The organism is Paraburkholderia sp., assembly GCF_047605525.1.
Taxonomy (GTDB): Bacteria; Pseudomonadota; Gammaproteobacteria; order Burkholderiales; family Burkholderiaceae; genus Paraburkholderia.
In genome coordinates, this window is the sequence record NZ_JASGFN010000007.1 from 57,631 (window position 1) to 74,493 (window position 16,863).

Sequence of the window (16,863 nt, forward strand, 5' to 3'; positions counted from 1 at the left end):
ATGAACATGCATAGTCGGCCGTTCCGGTCACCCATCGAGAAAGCATGGGGTGTTCTGTTCGTACTGATCTGCGCGACGATTTTCTTCTTTCTCGTTGCTCCGGTTCTGGTGATCATCCCGCTGTCGTTCAACGCCGAACCCTATTTCACATTTTCGCGAGCGATGTTGCATCTGCACGAGCAAGCATGGTCTCTGCGCTGGTATGACGCGTTTTTCACCAATCCGCGCTGGTTGCTCTCAGTCAGAAACAGCGTTGTTGCAGGCGTTTCGACGACTATTCTTGCTACGTCGATCGGTACCGCGGCGGCGCTCGGTCTGAGGCAGCGCCTGCTGCCCGGCAGGTCGCTGATGATGAGCTTCATTCTTGCGCCGATGGTGGTCCCGACGATCGTTACCGGCGCGGGAACCTACTTCGTGTTCGCGAAGGTCGGCCTCGTCGACAATCTTTGGGGGTTGATCGCCGCGCACACGGCGCTCGGTATTCCGTTCGTGGTTGTCACCGTTCTGGCTTCCGTCAGCGGCCTCGATCGGTCCTTCGAAAGAGCAGGGGCCATCATGGGGGCGCCCCCGTGGATGGTCTTTCGCAAGGTTACGCTGCCCCTGATCATGCCAGGCGTGACAGCAGGCGCAGTGCTTGCCTTCATTACGTCGTTCGATGAAGTTGTTTTCGCGCTGTTCCTGCTGCCCAGTCCGCAATACTTCACTCTTCCGAGGCAGATGTGGTCGGGCCTTCGCGAACAGATAAGCCCGGCTATTCTGGCCGCCGCTACACTTTGGATCGTGCTGTCGCTTGTCTTGATGTGGCTGGTTGGCGCATTGCGAAAGAGAGCCGCGCTCGTTCGCCGGGACATCCAGGCGTCTTGAGATTCGCCACGGCTGCGCGCGGGGCGCTCATCGAGGCGCCCACCCCGCCTTTTTTTCCAGTAGAGCACCCCCTTGGGCGCGGCGGCGTGACCTTGAGTCACGTCGCACTCCGTTAACCGGCCACCCTTTCGATTCCCCGATTTGCGCAAGTCAGACTCGCGCGCACGTCAGCGAATTCTCTTCTATCCGCTGCAAGCTTCGCGTCATTTGTCACGCCACCGCGTCGTAATCGAAAGATTCCGCTGTCGTGCCGAAGGTAGCCATCTTCGGGCGGATACCCGCACTCGCGCGGCAGCGCGCCGCGCCTCACGTACGCTCTATTACGGGAAAACCCCTATCTTTCGATTCTAAAATTCGCTTTGACGTTCTTTCGAATCGAAACTAAAATCTTTCAAAACAAAAGTCATTCTTTCGAGATCGGAGACATGCAGGCAAACAAGAGTTCCCTGAGGCGACGGCTGCAAATCGTCGAACTGGTCCGCAAGCGCGGCGAGGTGTCGGTCGAGGAGCTCAGCCAGGCATTCGACGTTTCGAGCGTCACCATTCGTACGGATCTGACGTATCTCGAGCAGCAGCGTTACCTCGTGCGGTCTTTCGGCAAGGCCCGTTATCTCGCGCAGAGGCCGGGGGAAAACATGCTGGTGCCCGTGGCCGATGGCGCGACCCGCAAGGCTTCGGAAACGACGATTGCCCGGTTTGCGGCTGAATCCGTTGACGATCACGAGTCACTGATGCTGGGCAGTGGAGAAATCGTCCACAAGATCGTGCCGTTTCTGTCTGATCGTTCGAATCTCGCATTGCTGGTCCATGACGTCGGGATGGCTCAAACGGCGCAACGATTCCTGCACTGCGAACTGACATTGACCGGCGGCCAACTGGAACAGCGTGCATCGGCGATGACCGGTCCCGACGCCGAGGCGTCGGTCGCGCGCCGTTCGATCGATCTGTGCTTCCTGGAGGCCTCGGGTCTCGACCGCGACGGCAACCTGCTTTGCGCGGACCCCGGTGTGGCCCGTGTGTTTCAGGCCGCCGCGCAAACGGCCAGGCGAACGATCATCGTTGCGTACCAGCCGCAGTTGAACGAACGCGACGGTGAAATCTTTGCAGACGTACGCGATGTAGACGTGCTGCTCATCGACGATGGAATTGACCCGCCAACAATGGACCTGATGCCACGCAAAGGCCTTCAGCTCCACCGAAGGGACAGCGGAATCCTCGAGTTCCGCAAGTCCACGACCTAACCCTGTCAGAGGAAGAGACAAATGAAGTTGACGTACAAACGCATTGCCGCGGCGCTGGCCGCCACCGGCGCTTTCGCCGCGGCCCCATTCGCTCACGCCGACCAGGTGACGATTGGCGCATCCCTTCTTACCCAGCAGCACCCGTTCTACGTCGCTCTCGCCGACGCGATGAAGCAGGAAGCGCAGAAGGACAACGCGAAGCTCGATATTTCGATCGCGAATCAGGACCTGAGCAAGCAGATCGCCGACGTGCAGGACTTCGTCACGCGCAAGGTCAACGTCATCGTGCTCTCGCCGGTGGATTCGAAGGGCGTCAAGGCGGCCGTGATGATCGCCGGGAAGGCGGGTATTCCTGTTATTACCGTCGATATCGGCGCGGAGGGCATCGAGGTGGCCTCCCACATTGCGACCGATAACTACGCAGGCGGCCAGATGGCCGGACAGTTGATGTGCAAGGTCCTCGGCGGGAAGGGCAAGGTCGGTGTGATTGACTATCCGACCGTGCAATCCGTCATCGATCGTGTCAACGGCTTCAAAAAGGCACTCGGCGCATGTCCAGGCGTCCAGATTGTCGCTGTCCAGCCGGGTGTGACCCGTGCCGAAGCGTTGACCACGGCGCAGAACATGTTGCAGGCGCATCCCGATCTCGACGGAATCTTCGGATTCGGCGACGACGCAGCGATGGCGGCGGCAGTTGCCGGCAAGTCGGCGGGCAACCATGTCAAGGTCATCGGGTTTGATGGCATGCCCGAGGCTCGCGCGGCCGTCGACAAAAATCCGAATTTTGTCGGGGTGATCCGTCAGTATCCCGAGAAGATGGGCGCGATCGCGATCGACACCGCAGTGAAGGTTGCCGAGAAACAGCCGGTGGCGAAGCAGATCCCCGTGACGCCCGGGATCTATATGCACGAAGCGTCGAAATGATCTCGCACCCGAATAGTCTGAGCACCCGGCCGTCGGGCGCGATGCCGCGGCCGGGGGGCGGGGTCGTGTCCGCCGGAGGCGCCGAAACTCCTTTCGTCGAATTGCGCTCGATTGCCAAGTCGTTCGGACCCGTCGAGGCGATCAAGGACGTGTCGCTCAAGTTGCGCAGCGGCCGCGTTCATACGATCCTCGGCGAAAACGGTGCCGGCAAGTCGACCCTGATGAAGATTCTTGCGGGCGTGCACGTGCCAACCCGTGGCGAGGTTCTTCTGCGCGGCGAGCCTGTAACGTTTGCGACCCCGTCGGAGTCGCAGGCGGCGGGCATCTCGATTATTTACCAGGAACTGAGCCTCGCGACGAATCTGAGCGTGGCCGAAAACATCTTCGCGGGGCATGAGCCGCGCCGGTTCGGCATCGTCGACTTCAAGGCGCTCATGCGTCGGGCGCGGGATCTGCTCGACGATCTCGGCATCGATATCCATCCCCACACGCCGGTCGCGCGGCTGTCGATGGCGCAGCGGCAGCTCGTTGAAATTGCGAAGGGACTGAGCCGCGATGCCGACCTCGTCATCATGGACGAGCCGACGTCGTCGCTGAGTGACCGGGACGCCGAAGTGCTGTTCGACATCGTGATGAAGCTGAAGGCAAGGGGCACGGCCGTTGTCTATATCTCGCACCGGATGGACGAGATCATGCGCATCTCGGACGATATCTCGGTGATGCGCGATGGTCAGTACATCTGCACGCACGACAAGAACGGGACGACCATCGGAGCGCTGATCAACCTGATGGTCGGGCGCGAGATGAGCGGTGCCTATCTGCCGCGTACCACGGCGCTCGACGCGCGGCGCTCACCGCTGCTCGAAGTCAGAAATCTGACGATCGAAGGAAAGTTCCACGACATCAGCTTCAGTGTGCGGCCCGGCGAGATATTTGGATTCTTTGGCCTGATCGGCGCCGGTCGTTCCGATGTGATGAACGCGTTGTTCGGCATCGGACGCCCGGACGGCCAGATCGTGATGGACGGCAAACCGTTGCGTTTGCGCTCTCCGGAGAACGCGATTTCAGCAGGGATTGCGTTCGTGACCGAAGATCGCAAGCACGAAGGGCTCGTGCTCATGCATTCGATCGCGCAAAACGTCACGATGGCGAGCTTCGAGAGAAAAGGTGCGCGATTCGGCATCCTCGACCGCCGATTCGAGGAACGGGAGACGCATGACGCGATCGACCGGATGAAGATCCGGACTGCCGGCCCGCATCAGGCAGTGGGCGATCTGAGCGGGGGAAACCAGCAGAAGGTCGTCTTTTCGAAATGGCTCTCGTTAAGGCCGCGAGTGCTGATTCTGGACGAACCCACACGGGGCGTCGATGTCGGCGCGAAGTTCGAAATCTATCGTGTGATGCGCGAACTTGCCGACGCCGGCACCGCAATCGTTCTGGTTTCCTCGGAGTTGCCCGAGGTATTGGCCATGAGCGATCGCCTCGCCGTAATGCGCGAGAAGCGTCTCGTCAAGGAATTCGATACGACAGGACTGACGCAGGAAACGGTGATGTCGTATGCAACAGGAGCTTCACAAGCATGAAACCCTCCGAACTCACTCCCAACGCCGGCATGGATCCGTCGAGCGGTCGTACGCGTAGCGTGACCGCATTCTCGAAGTGGCTGCGCCACTATGGCGGCATCGTTTGTGGGCTCATCCTGCTTTGCGTGCTCTTCGCCGTTCTGTCGTCGAACTTTCTGACGCTCGGCAACCTGCTGAACGTCGTCATGCAGGTGTCCATCATCGCCATCCTCGGCTTCGGCATGACCTATGTGCTGCTGCTGGGCGATATCGACCTCTCGGTGGGCGCCGTGATGGCGCTCGTCGGTACCGTCGCGGCCTTCGCGATGCAACACGGCCTGCATCCCGCGCTGGCCGTCGTGCTGGCAATGGCATCCGGGCTGCTGCTCGGATTCGTCAACGGCACGCTGACCGCGGCACTCACCATTCCGTCGTTCATCGTCACGGTCGCAACGATGGGCGTTTTTCGCGGACTGGCTTACATCACATCGGCGGGCGTACCGATCTCGATCGACGACGACCGCTTCGCCGCGCTGGGTAATGCTTCCGTGCTGGGTATCGCGATTCCAATCTGGGTTTTGCTCGTCCTGCTGGCGCTCAACCACTTTGTCCTCTCCAGAACGGTTTTTGGCCGGAAGGCCTATCTGGCAGGGGGAAATCGCGAAGCAGCCCTCTATTCGGGCATCAATGTCAAGCGCCTCAGGATTACGATCTTCATGCTCTCGGGCCTGATGGCGAGCATCGGCGGCGTACTGATGACCTCGCGTCTGTATTCCGCGCAGCCCAATGCGGGTCTTGGCTACGAACTCGACGCAATCGCCGCCGCCGTACTCGGTGGCACGAGCCTGAACGGCGGCTACGGCACGATTGCGGGCACGTTGATCGGCGCGCTCATCATCGGTGTCATCAACAACGGCATGAACCTGCTGAGTGTTCCGTATTTTTACCAACTGATCGTAAAGGGCGTCGTGATTCTCGTCGCCGTTTGCATCGACGTTCAAACGAAGAAGCGCCATGCCTAACACTGAAACTGAACTGAACAGGGCCGGTAAAGCCGGCTACATCCTGACGATGGGCGAAATCCTGGTCGAGATCATGGCGACCGGGCGTGGCCAGTCGTTTCGCCGGCCCGGCACGCTCATCGGCCCCTACGCGAGCGGCGCGCCGGCTATCTTCATCGACCAGGTCGCGAAGGCCGGAAGCCGCGGCGCGATGATAGGCTGCGTCGGCGACGACGACTTCGGCGCACTCAACGTCGAGCGTTTGCGCGCGGACGGTGTCGATGTTTCAGGCATCTCGGTCATCAGGACGGCGACGACCGGCAGCGCATTCGTGACCTATCGTGAAGACGGCGAGCGCGACTTCATCTACAACATTGCGAACAGCGCGTCGGGACATCTTTCGGTCGGCAATATCCGGGACGATCTGCTGAAGCAGTGTGGCCACTTTCACGTGATGGGTTCCTCGCTCTTCTCGTTTCGCATCATCGAAGCGATGAAGAAGGTCATCGAGACCGTCAAGGGACACGGTGGCACGGTCAGTTTCGACCCGAACATCCGTAAGGAAATGCTCCGTATTCCGGAAATGCGCGAAGCACTCGACTTCATCCTCGACTACACCGACGTGTTCCTGCCGAGCGGACACGAAGTGATGCTCCTCGCGAGTGCGAGTACCGAGCGGGGCGCCGTCGACGAACTCCTGAAGCGTGGCGTGCGTGAAGTGGTGATCAAGCGCGGAAAGGACGGCTGCAGTTACTACGACGGCACGACGGAGCTCAGTCTGCCGGCCCTGGCCGTGGAGGAGGTCGACCCGACCGGAGCCGGCGACTGCTTTGGCGGAACCTGGATTGCCTGTCGCGCCCAGGGCTTTGGCGTCGAGAAGGCTCTGAATTACGCGTGCGCGGCCGGCGCGCGGGCCGTGACTTTTCGCGGTCCGATGGAAGGCACGGCAACGCTCGCGCAACTCGATGACTTCATTGCTCAATCCTCGGAGCAATCTCATGGCTAATGTCGTATCCCGGCTCTCGGGCGACGAGGGCGCCGCGAGGAAACTCAAGGGTATCTACTCGATATGCTCCGCGCACCCATGGGTGCTCGAGGCGGCGATGAAGCAGGCGCTGGCTGACGACACGCCGCTGCTGATCGAATCGACGTCGAATCAGGTCGACCAGTTCGGCGGCTACACGGGCATGAAGCCCGCGGATTTTGTCCAATTCGTTCATCTTCTCGCGGACCGCGCCGGCCTGCCGCGCACGAGGCTCATTCTCGGCGGCGACCATCTCGGGCCCAACGCGTGGCGCAGACTTCCCGCGGAGGAGGCCATGCAACGCGCGGAGGCACTGATCGACGCGTACGTGTCGGCGGGCTTCACCAAGATTCACCTCGATACCAGCATGAGCTGTGCCGGGGATCCCGCGCGTCTCTCGGACGATATCGTTGCGGCGAGGGCGTCGCGATTGTGCGCGATCGCCGAAGCGGCGGCCGAACGCGCAGGCAAAGGCGCAGGCAAACGCGAAAAACCGGTCTATATCATTGGCACCGAGGTTCCCGTTCCCGGCGGTGCCGCGGAAGAACTGGATACGGTCGAAGTCACCCGTCCGGAGGCGGCGCTGGATACGATTGCCGTCCATAGACAGGCCTGGCATGAGCGGGGCCTCGATGATGCATGGCAACGTGTAATCGCGCTCGTCGTTCAGCCCGGCGTGGAGTTCGACCACACGAAGGTGGTCGACTACAAGCCCGAGCTGGCGACGAATCTCTCCTGCGTTCTCGAGCAGTTGCCTGGCATGGTCTTCGAAGCGCACTCCACCGACTATCAGAAGCCGGAGTCGCTCACCGCGCTGGTCCGCGATGGATTCGCCATTCTGAAAGTGGGGCCGGGCGTCACCTTTGCGCTGCGGGAGGCACTGTGTGCGCTCGCCGACATCGAGCGCGAGCTCGTTCCCGCCGACACAAGGTCGAACCTGCCGGAGATCGTCGAGAGGGTGATGCTTGCCAGACCGGGAAACTGGGAACAGTACTACCACGGCAATGACCAGGAAAAACGACTGCTGCGAACCTACAGCTATAGCGACCGGGTACGCTATTACTGGGCGGATCCGGAAATCGACGGGGCAGCACAAACGCTGATGAACAATCTGACGAACGTCGCTATTCCCGAAAACCTGCTGAGTCGCTATCTGCCCGAACAGTACTGGCAGTTCCGCCGCGGTCTGATCGATGCTTCGCCAGGGAGTCTCATCCAGAGCAAGATTCGCGAAGTCATTGGCGTGTACGCGGCTGCGTGCCGGGCATAAAGCGTTCGCTTGTGCGCCAGAGGGCCGATTGGCGACGTGCGGCGCACCCCGCGGCGATGCCCCTGGGTGTCCGATGGTTTCAGGGTGTTGCCGGCGAGGAGCACCTCCGCATCCTGAGATGGGCACGCATCGGCATCTGCTAAAATTAGTTCCAAAGCTTGGAAAACAAGCTAATGGAGCATAGACCTATGGCAGCCGGCGCCAATTCAAAACTTCTCACCGTTACTCATTCTTCCTGCCTCGTTGACGGATCGGATGCCGAATTCCGGCACCTCGTCAACGGCTTGCTTCCGTTCGCCGCGCGTCTATTGTCGATACGGGACGGTTTCGGAAGCCTCGCGGGGCTCACGGGCGTGCAATATTCGTTGCTGCGCTCGATTGCGCATCTCTCGGCGCGCGAAGAGGTAACGGTCAACCGCCTCGCGGAGCATCTGCATCTGAGCGGCGCGTTCGTGACGGTCGAGACCAACAAGCTCAAGAAGCTCGGAGTCGTGGACAAGAAGGCCAATCCGGAAGACAAGCGCAAATTGCGGCTTACCGTGACCACCGCCGGAAACCGCCTGCTCAATGATCTCCTGCCCACCCAGCAACGCATCAACGACGTGCTGTTCGAAGGCGTCACGCGCACCGAATTCAAGGTGTTGTGCTCGCTGGTCGACCGCCTCGTGAGCAACGGTGACCAGGCCGCGCTCGACCTCGCGCACCTGCAGGCCAGCCAGCAACGGGCGGCGGCCCGCGCGGCCGGTGCGTAGGCGAACGCGCGATTTCAGTGCGCCGCCCATTGAATCGTGCTGAGGTCGATGCCTTCCTGATGCATGTCCCACAACGGGCTCAGCGAGCGCAGTTTCGTCACCGTCTGCGTGACCTGGCGAACGACCTCGTCGACTTCGGCTTCGGTGGTGAAGCGTCCCAGCGTGAAGCGGATCGAACTGTGCGCGAGCTCGTCGCTGCGTCCCAGCGCGCGTAGAACGTAAGAGGGCTCGAGCGACGCCGACGTGCAGGCCGAGCCCGACGACACGGCCACGCCCTTGATGCCCATGATCAGCGATTCGCCTTCGACAAAGTTGAAGCTGACATTCAGATTGTGCGGGATGCGGACGCCTCGAACGCGTGCAGACCAGAATGGCAGCAGCAGGGCTCGATCGATATGTGTCGTTCAATCCCGACAACATCTATTACCTGACGAACTTTGCGAATATGGTTCACGAGCGGCCATTCGTTCTCGTCATCCCGCGTAGCGGGCGGCCGCAGTTCGTCGTGCCTCAACTCGAAATCCCGCACGTGAAGACGCGCGCCATCGGCGATATCGAAGTCGTTTCCTATTTCGAGTTCCCGGCGCCGGCCGGGCTCGCGTGGAGCGACCGGTTCAAGGAGTTGTTCGAAGCGGGGGAGCGGGTCGGCGTGGAGTCGATTTGTCCGTTGCAGATCTACATGGAGATTCCGGGCGAGCGCGTATGCGTCGACATCGTCGATGACGTCCGCATGATCAAGTCGGCTTATGAGATCGGTCGGCATGTCTATGCATGCGGCCTCGCGACCGACGCGCACAATGCGCTGCTGGCCGAGGCGCGCCCCGGTCTCGGCATGGCCGAGACGTCGGCGAAGCTGCGCGGGATGATCATGTCGCGCCTGCTTGCCGACGATCCGTCCATCAATCCGACCGCGACCCGGATCATTGCGGTCTTCCAGCCGGGCAGCGTTTCGCATGACCCGCACAATTTCACCGACATCGACATGCGGATGGCAGAAGGCGGACCGCACGTGTCGGTCGTTAACGCGGTGATGAACGGCACGGGCGCGGAAGTCGAGCGGACATTCTTCATCGGCCACGTGCCCGATGCGGCCAGGCAGACGTTTGACGTGATGATGGAAGCGCGGCGCATCGCGTTCGAGACCGCGGTACCGGGCGAGCTACTGAGCGAGGTCGATCGACGGGTCAACGATCACTTCCGCCGCGCAGGGATGGGCGATCGGCTGCTCCACCGCGCCGGGCACGGGATGGGCGTCACCGCGCACGAAGCACCGTTTTTCGCCGACGGCTACGAGCGGCCAATCGAAAAGGGCATGTGCCTGACCATCGAACCGGGTCTTTATATCGACGGAGTGGGCGGCTTTCGTCATTCGGACACCGTGCTGATAGGCGACACCGGACCCATCGCATTAACGGGCGGCCCGACGGAGCTGGACGCGCTGACGTTCCCGGTCCGCTCGTGAGATTCCCGGGTGCGGGAACGCCGGCAAACCCTAGATTGTGCGCGCCACGGAAGTCGGTTAAGTTTGCCGCATGATTCCCCATCTCGATCCCGATCTGTTGCGCAACTTCGTGGCCGTCGCGGAGTCCGGCGTGATGAGCCGCGCCGCCGGGCAGGTCGGCCGCACGCAGGCCGCGTTGAGTCAGCAGATCAAGCGGCTCGAAATCATGGTGCAGCAGCCGCTGCTGATTCGCACCGCGCGCGGCGTAATGCTCACGATGTACGGCGAGCGCTTCCTGCTGCACGCCAAGCGCATTCTCGACGTGCACGACGAAGCTGTCGCCGAGCTGATGGGCGAGAGTCTGTCGGGCAGTCTGCGCTTCGGATGCCCGGAAGATTACTCGTACGTTTTTCTGCCGACCCTGCTGCAGAGCTTCGCGCAGCAGCATCCGCAGGTGCTCGTCGAAGTGGTGTGCGCGCAGACCACGCGCCTGCTCGAACAGCTCGACGATCACGTCCTCGATCTCGCGATCGTGTCGCTGCCCGACACCGGAAACAATCGCGATCAGTTCCTGCGCAGCGAGCCGTTCGTATGGGTGCAGAGCCGCGGCGGCGACGCGATGAACTTCGATCCGCTTCAGCTCGCGCTTTCGGAGCCGGACACGCTGGACCATCAGGCGGCCATTTCGTGTCTCGATCGCGCCGGCCGCAGCTATCGCATCGCCTATGCGAGCGGCAGCATGATCGGGCTCACGGCGGTCGTGCGCTCGGGTCAGGCGATCGCCGTCATTACGCAGACCGCGGTGCCGCCGGATCTCGAAGTGCTGCCGGAATCGAGCGGGCTGCCGGCGCTTCCGGTGATCGGTCTGACCGTGAAGCGCGGCCGGCGGCCGCCGTCGCGACTGCTCGAGCGGTTCGAGCAGCACGTGCGATCGCTGCTGCCGGCGCTGTAGTTCCGTTCACCGCGCGCCGCGATAGCGGAACGCGACGCCGCGCAAGCCGATGCAGAAATCGAGCGGCGTACAGTCCGGGCGCGTCGCGACATCGTCGAGGCTCAGTGAAGCATCGCCATCGTCGCCGAGCAACGTAACGATTTCGCCGGGACGGACGTTCGGGTGGTCCGTCAGATCGATGACGGTGTATTCGAGCGTGACGGAGAGGATCCGCGCGGGACGGCCCGCTACGAGAACGGCGCTCGCCGGCTGCTTCAGCGGACGGCGGACGCCATGCGCGCGGCCGACGGGAATCACGCCGGTCGTTTCGACGTTCCGGAAGTCCCCGCCGTAGGGCGTTTCGGTGCAGGACTTTCCGGTCGGGCGGACCTGGATCAGACGCGAGCGGAATGCGCCCAGCACCGGCTTCGTCGGAAAATCGATTGCTTCGGAAGTCGCGAAAGGGCTCAGGCCGTAGAGAAGATGACCGGCGCACACGGCGCTCAAGCCGTCGTCGATCCGCGCCATCACGTGCGCGCTTGCCCGCGCCTGGGTCATCGGCAGCTCGAGGCCGCGGCGTTCGAGATCGAGTACGAGCGCTTCGAACGCGCGGATTCGCGATCGCGCCCACGCCGCGTGACGCATATCGGAAATCGGCAGGTGCGTGTACAGACCGTCGATGGACAGGTTCGGCAACGCGGCCATCCGCATCACGACGTCTTCGGCGTGTTCGAGCAACACGCCGAGGCGCTGCAATCCCGCGTCGATTTTCACGTAGATCGCGGTCGGCCGCGACACGGTGTCGGACACGTGCCGCGCACCGTCGAGATCGACGACGCTCGGCACGATGTCGTGTTGAAGCAGCGTCGACAGGTCGGCGCGAAGATCGCCGGGATAGGTGACGATTCTGACCGGATTGCCCGAGCGGCGGATCTCGACCGCGTCGCGCACGCACGCGGTCTGCACCGCGTACGCGCCGCGCGCGGCGAGATGCCGGGCGACGCTTACCGCGCCGTGGCCATACGCGTTCGCCTTGACCGGCACGATGATCTGGCGGTCCGCGCCGACGCGCGCCTTCAGAAGATCGAAGTTGCGGCCGAGCGCGTCGAGATCGATTTCCGCCCAGGCGGGAAATGAATCGACGTCGTTGGAAAAACCGGCGAGCGTGGACGTGGTCATGCTCTTTCCCGTGGAGAGATGATGCGGGCTCAGAGCCTGACGACGTCGAGCAGCGTCTTCCTGTTGCGCTCGAAATCGAAGATCGAGATCGCCGGCTCCTTGATGTCGCCTTTGGCGTCGAACACGATGTGGCCTGTCACGCCGGTGTAGTCGGTCTGGTGAATCGCGTCGAGGATCTTCGCGTGATCGGTCGAATTCGAGCGCTTCATCGCCTCGACGATCACGAACACCGCGTCGTACGTGAACGGCGCGTACAGCACCAACGGCTCGCCGTAGCGCGCCTTGTATCGCGAGTTGAACGCGTCGCCCCGGCTCATCTTCGAGAGCGGCATGCCGGCCTCCGAACACGTGACCCGGTTCACCGCGTCTCCGGCCAGTTCGGCCATTTTCTCCGTGCAGATGCCGTCCGAGCCGAGAATGCGCGCCGTCAGGCCGAGTCCGGCGGCCTGCTTCGCGAATGGGCCCGCGCCGGCGTCGGTGCCGCCGAAGTAGATCGTGTCGGGGCGCGTGGCCTTGATCTTCGTGAGGATCGCGCGGAAGTCGATGGCGCTGGCAGTCGTCGCCTCGCGCGCGACGATCGTGCCGCCGTCGGCGCGCACCGCCTTTTCGAATTCGCTCGCCTGGCCGAGGCCGGCCTGTGTCGCGTCGTCGACGACGGCGACGCGTTTCACGCCGAGATGCCTGACCGCGTACGCCGCCAGCGCGGGGCTTTGCGCGGCGTCGGTGGCGACGAGGCGAAACGTCGTTTTGAAGCCTTGCAGCGTGTAATCGGGAATCGTGGACGACGGCGAGATCTGCGCGATGCCGGCATCGCTGTAGATTCGCGACGCGGGGATCGAGACGCCTGAGTTGTAGTGCCCGACGACGGCCACGACGCCGTCGTCGACCAGTTTCTGCGCGACCTGCGTGCCGGTTTTCGGATCGGCTGCGTCGTCCTGCGAGTCGATCGCCAGTGTGATGCGCTGACCGTTGATGACGAGGCCGGTCTGGTTGATTTCCTCGACAGCGAGGCGCGCGCCGTTCTCGTTGTCCTTGCCGAAGTGCGCGAGCCCACCCGTCAACGGCCCGGCGACGCCGATCCTGACTACCTTCGCTGCCGTCGCCGACGCGCTCGCGGCGCCGGTCTGCGCGTGGCTTGCCGCGCCGGCCACCGATAACGCGGCAAACACGAGATACGCGATAAGCGATGCTTTGCGCGCGGGCTGTTTCATGGGTGATCTCCTTGGCGAGACTTATTGGGGGGCGCTCGAGCGTCTATGACTCGTCGGCATTCCGGCGCCGGATTATGCTGGTGATAATCCGGCGCTTCTTATTGGATATTCATGCCACCGGCTCCAGTTCATCGAGCAGGCAGCCGTCGTGAAGCGGCGTGACCGGCGTGAGATCGCGATGATGGATATATTCCGGACGCTTCGGGTTGGTGAACCGGTTCGCGACCGGATTCAGGATCAGCGAGAAAATCGCCCGCGTCCACGGTGAAAGATTCGGCGGTGAGCAATGCGCGACACATTCACCGAAGATCAATGCGGTGCCGGCTTTGCCTTTGGCGGAAATCAGATCGCCTTTATCGGTCATTTGCCTGACGACGCCGGGATCGATCACCCAGAGCGGATGGCTGGTCGTGGTTGTGTCGTAAATGCTGGCCGCCGGCCCGAACCGGTGCGATCCGCGAATGAAATACAGCGGGCCGTTGAATTCGTTCACGTCGTCGAGCAGCACGTGCAGATTGAGCGCTTCGGGCCGCGGCACGCCGTCGTCGCGATGATGCGTCGGGAAATCCTGATGCCATTGCCACACTTCGCCCGTGAACGCTTCCTTCACGTTGATTTTCGACTGCTGGATATACAGATTCTGGCCGGTAATCTGTCTGGCCGGTTCGACGAAACGCGGATGGCGGGAAAGCCGCGCAAACACTTCGTCACGCACGTGAAGTCCCATTGCCGTTCGCACGACCTCGCTTTTCTTTTCCCTGATATTCGCCGGATTATCCTGAGTCAATACGCGATTCATCGCGGCGCGTAAAACTTCGACTTCGGCATCCGAAAAAAGATTGGGAAGAATGAGAACACCGTCTTCATTGAATTGACGGAGCTGTGCTGGTGTCAGGCGCATTATGACCACCTAAAGGGGATGAATGATGACGTGCGGCCGCTTATTCGAAATCGACTGGCGCGATGCTTGCGATATGCAAGTGAACGCAGCATAGGCTTTGAAAGGAGTCTTAGGAAACTAATAATTTTTAAGCCAGTTATCATGCGAATTTATGGCTCGGCGCATCCGGGATTACACGGTTGCCGGATGGGGGGAAGCACAGGCTGAGCGTCAGATCAACGCATTGTCCGCGCGAAATCGTCTGAGTTATGGTAGATGGGTGCCACATCGGCGCATCGGCGGAAACCCTCGCCTCATGGCCGTTTGCGCGGATTGGAGCGCTGGACTCCGACCGGCCGCGCGTCATTCCGCCCATTCCTTTCTTCATTGAATAACGAGGCCTTATAAAGAGGGTAACTGATACTGATGGTGCGGGCCGGGGTTTTTTGCCTCCTTATCGTTCCAGCCATGGCGTGTCATTCAAATTCCCGGCGACCTTGACCGGCCCATTCTCGAGAGCGTACCGATGAGCAAGTTGCATCCCTATGCAGGCATTTTGACGGCAGTCCCCACTCCTCTCGATGCGGGCGGCCGCTTCGTCGCCGCGCCGCTCGCCGCGCAGATCGGAAAACTCGTCGAAGCCGGCGCGGACGGCGTGGTGCCGCTGGGCGGCACCGGCGAATACACGTCGCTGTCGTTCGCGGAACGCCTGCGCGTCGTCGAAACGTCGCTCGAAGCGGCGGCGGGCGCGTTGCCCGTCGTGCCGGGCATTCTTTCGCCGGGACTCGGCGACGCCGTCGATAACGCGAGGGCCTTCGTCGCGGCCGGCGCGAAGGCGCTGATGGTCGTCACGCCGTATTACTTCCGGCCCACGCAGGAAGGCATCGTCGATTACTACCAGCGTTTCGCCGATGAAGTCGACGCCGACATCATCCTCTACGAAATCCCGTATCGCACGGGCGTCTCGCTCCATTACGAAACCGTCGCGAAGCTCGCCGCGCTCACGCGCGTGGTGGGCATCAAGGCCTGCAACCCGGATCTCGCCACGCAGATGCGCGCGGCCGAACTCACCGCTTCGAAGATCGCCATCCTGAGCGGCGAGGAAGACGTGCTGCCGCTGCACGTCGCGATGGGCGCCGTGGGCGGCATCATCTCCAGCTCGAACCTCGTGCCGAAGCAGTGGGCGCGCGTGCTGGCGCTGGCCTCGAACGGCCAGCTCGAACAGGCCGTCGCGCTGCATGCCACGCTGCGCCCGTTGATCGACGCGATCTTCGCCGAGCCGAATCCCGCGCCGATCAAGGCCGCGCTGTCGCTTCTAGGCCTCCCGTTCGGCGACGTACTGGCGCCGCTCGAGCCCGCATCGGCCGCGCTTCGCCGGCGTCTCGCCGACGTGATGGCACCGCTCGTCGCGCGCGAGGCCGGGTATTCCCCAGCCGCGGCGGGCGTGTGAGTCGCACCGAGATCATCGATACGAAAAGAGAGGATCCCATGTCATCCGATAACAACCTCGTTCTTCCGCGCCGCCGTTTTCTTCAGGCGGCGGGTGCCACGCTGCTCTCGGGGGCCGTTGCCGCGCCGCTGATCGTCACCTCGCGCAAGGCGGCGGCCGCGAGCAATCTCACGGTCGTGAGCTGGGGCGGCAACTACCATCAGGGCGTCGAGGAAGCGCTCGCCAAGCCGTTCGAAAAGGAATTCGGCGTCCATGTGACACTCGTCGATACGCCCGATCTCGCCCGCGTCAAGGCGCAGGTGATGACGAACAACGTGCAATGGGACGTGTTCGACGCGGTGGGCCCGATGGCGATGACGGGCGCGAAGAACGGCTATTGGGAACCGCTCGACCCGGCGCTGTTCGACCCGAGCGACCTGATCGCGCCGATGACGAAATTCGCGGTGCCGTTCTACGGTTTTACGGGCGGCATCTGCTGGGACAACAGCAAATATCCGGCGGGCAAGCACCCGGAAACATTCGCCGATTACTTCGACGTGAAGAAGTTTCCCGGCCAGCGCACGCTGCGCAACCGCGCGAGCGAAACCCTCGAAATCGCGTTGCTCGCCGACGGCGTGCCGCCGGAAAAGATTTATCCGCTCGACGTCGAACGCGCATTTCGCGCGCTCAACCGCATCAAGCCGTATATCGGCAAATGGGTGGACCAGACGCCGCAAACGGTCTCGCTCGTCGAAACGGATCAGGTGGATTACAGCTACACCTACTCGACTCGCGTGAAGGCCGCGCAGGAAGCGGGCAAGCCGATCGACTTCTCGTTCAGGCAGACGCTCACCGGGCTCGAATATCTGGTCGTTCTGAAGAATGCGCCCAACCGGCAGAGCGCGATGAAGTTCGTGCAGTTCGCGATGCGCCCGGATCGCCAGGCGGCGCTCATGGACTATCTCGGCAACACGCCGGCCAGCAGGAAGGCGCTTGCGCTCGTCAAGCCCGACGTGCGCAAATGGATGTCGGACCCGAACAACAAGATGAACCTGATCAGCAACGACGTCTGGTGGGCCGAGCATTACGACGAACTTACGCTGCGCTTCAAGGAGTGGGTGCTGTCGTAACGTCGAGGCGCGTGGTTCGCAGTC

At 62.2% G+C, this 16,863-nt stretch carries 15 protein-coding genes and 1 pseudogene; 12 read left to right on the forward strand and 4 right to left on the reverse strand.

Annotation, left to right across the window (positions count from 1 at the left end):
* From QM685_RS12020 to QM685_RS12055, 8 genes are all read left to right on the forward strand, one after another.
* Positions 1 to 864, forward strand: coding sequence for an ABC transporter permease (locus QM685_RS12020; RefSeq protein ID WP_415116070.1), 864 nt, complete (start codon positions 1 to 3; stop codon positions 862 to 864).
* 425 nt (positions 865 to 1,289) lie between these two features.
* Positions 1,290 to 2,105 (forward strand): DeoR/GlpR family DNA-binding transcription regulator, encoded by an 816-nt coding sequence (locus tag QM685_RS12025; RefSeq protein ID WP_415116072.1) that lies wholly within the window; start codon positions 1,290 to 1,292, stop codon positions 2,103 to 2,105.
* Positions 2,106 to 2,210: 105 nt separating this feature from the next.
* Positions 2,211 to 3,029, forward strand: a complete 819-nt coding sequence (locus tag QM685_RS12030; RefSeq protein ID WP_415116074.1) for a substrate-binding domain-containing protein — start codon at positions 2,211 to 2,213, stop codon at positions 3,027 to 3,029.
* Positions 3,026 to 4,612: a sugar ABC transporter ATP-binding protein gene (locus QM685_RS12035; RefSeq protein ID WP_415116076.1), complete on the forward strand. Its 1,587-nt coding sequence runs from the start codon at positions 3,026 to 3,028 to the stop codon at positions 4,610 to 4,612. The genes QM685_RS12030 and QM685_RS12035 overlap by 4 nt, the downstream gene beginning before the upstream one ends.
* A 29-nt stretch (positions 4,613 to 4,641) precedes the next feature.
* Complete coding sequence (locus tag QM685_RS12040) at positions 4,642 to 5,613, forward strand: ABC transporter permease (RefSeq protein ID WP_415116518.1); 972 nt, start codon at positions 4,642 to 4,644, stop codon at positions 5,611 to 5,613.
* Positions 5,606 to 6,598, forward strand: a complete 993-nt coding sequence (locus QM685_RS12045; protein ID WP_415116078.1) for a sugar kinase — start codon at positions 5,606 to 5,608, stop codon at positions 6,596 to 6,598. Before QM685_RS12040 ends, QM685_RS12045 begins: the two co-directional genes overlap by 8 nt.
* The gene (locus tag QM685_RS12050) at positions 6,558 to 7,886 is read left to right on the forward strand and encodes a D-tagatose-bisphosphate aldolase, class II, non-catalytic subunit (RefSeq protein ID WP_415116080.1); all 1,329 of its coding nucleotides are present in this window, start codon (positions 6,558 to 6,560) and stop codon (positions 7,884 to 7,886) included. Before QM685_RS12045 ends, QM685_RS12050 begins: the two co-directional genes overlap by 41 nt.
* Positions 7,887 to 8,074: 188 nt before the next feature.
* Positions 8,075 to 8,638 (forward strand): MarR family winged helix-turn-helix transcriptional regulator, encoded by a 564-nt coding sequence (locus QM685_RS12055; RefSeq protein WP_415116082.1) that lies wholly within the window; start codon positions 8,075 to 8,077, stop codon positions 8,636 to 8,638.
* 14 nt (positions 8,639 to 8,652) lie between these two features.
* Here QM685_RS12055 and QM685_RS12060 read toward each other — a convergent pair.
* Positions 8,653 to 8,982, reverse strand: a pseudogene (locus QM685_RS12060) (IscS subfamily cysteine desulfurase); the annotation flags it as partial.
* Between the two features lie 14 nt (positions 8,983 to 8,996).
* Here QM685_RS12060 and QM685_RS12065 point away from each other — a divergent pair.
* Together QM685_RS12065 and QM685_RS12070 are read left to right on the forward strand one after the other, a co-directional pair.
* Complete coding sequence (locus QM685_RS12065) at positions 8,997 to 10,100, forward strand: M24 family metallopeptidase (RefSeq protein ID WP_415116084.1); 1,104 nt, start codon at positions 8,997 to 8,999, stop codon at positions 10,098 to 10,100.
* A 70-nt stretch (positions 10,101 to 10,170) separates the two neighbouring features.
* The gene (locus tag QM685_RS12070) at positions 10,171 to 11,031 is read left to right on the forward strand and encodes a LysR substrate-binding domain-containing protein (protein WP_415116086.1); all 861 of its coding nucleotides are present in this window, start codon (positions 10,171 to 10,173) and stop codon (positions 11,029 to 11,031) included.
* A gap of 6 nt (positions 11,032 to 11,037) precedes the next feature.
* Here QM685_RS12070 and alr read toward each other — a convergent pair whose 3' ends face one another.
* The 3 genes from alr to QM685_RS12085 form a co-directional block, all read right to left on the reverse strand.
* Positions 11,038 to 12,189 (reverse strand): alanine racemase, encoded by a 1,152-nt coding sequence (alr, locus tag QM685_RS12075; RefSeq protein ID WP_415116088.1) that lies wholly within the window; start codon positions 12,187 to 12,189, stop codon positions 11,038 to 11,040.
* 29 nt (positions 12,190 to 12,218) lie between these two features.
* Positions 12,219 to 13,400 (reverse strand): branched-chain amino acid ABC transporter substrate-binding protein, encoded by a 1,182-nt coding sequence (locus QM685_RS12080; protein WP_415116090.1) that lies wholly within the window; start codon positions 13,398 to 13,400, stop codon positions 12,219 to 12,221.
* A 109-nt stretch (positions 13,401 to 13,509) separates the two neighbouring features.
* Positions 13,510 to 14,301 (reverse strand): phytanoyl-CoA dioxygenase family protein, encoded by a 792-nt coding sequence (locus QM685_RS12085; protein WP_415116092.1) that lies wholly within the window; start codon positions 14,299 to 14,301, stop codon positions 13,510 to 13,512.
* A 505-nt stretch (positions 14,302 to 14,806) separates the two neighbouring features.
* Between QM685_RS12085 and dapA the strand changes: the two genes are divergently transcribed.
* Positions 14,807 to 15,730 carry a 4-hydroxy-tetrahydrodipicolinate synthase gene (gene dapA / locus QM685_RS12090; RefSeq protein WP_415116094.1) on the forward strand — a complete coding sequence of 308 codons (924 nt, stop codon included), beginning with the start codon at positions 14,807 to 14,809 and terminating at the stop codon, positions 15,728 to 15,730.
* Between the two features lie 38 nt (positions 15,731 to 15,768).
* Entirely contained in the window at positions 15,769 to 16,839 is a 1,071-nt protein-coding gene (locus QM685_RS12095; protein WP_415116096.1) for an ABC transporter substrate-binding protein, read from the forward strand.
* Positions 16,840 to 16,863 lie beyond the last annotated feature (24 nt).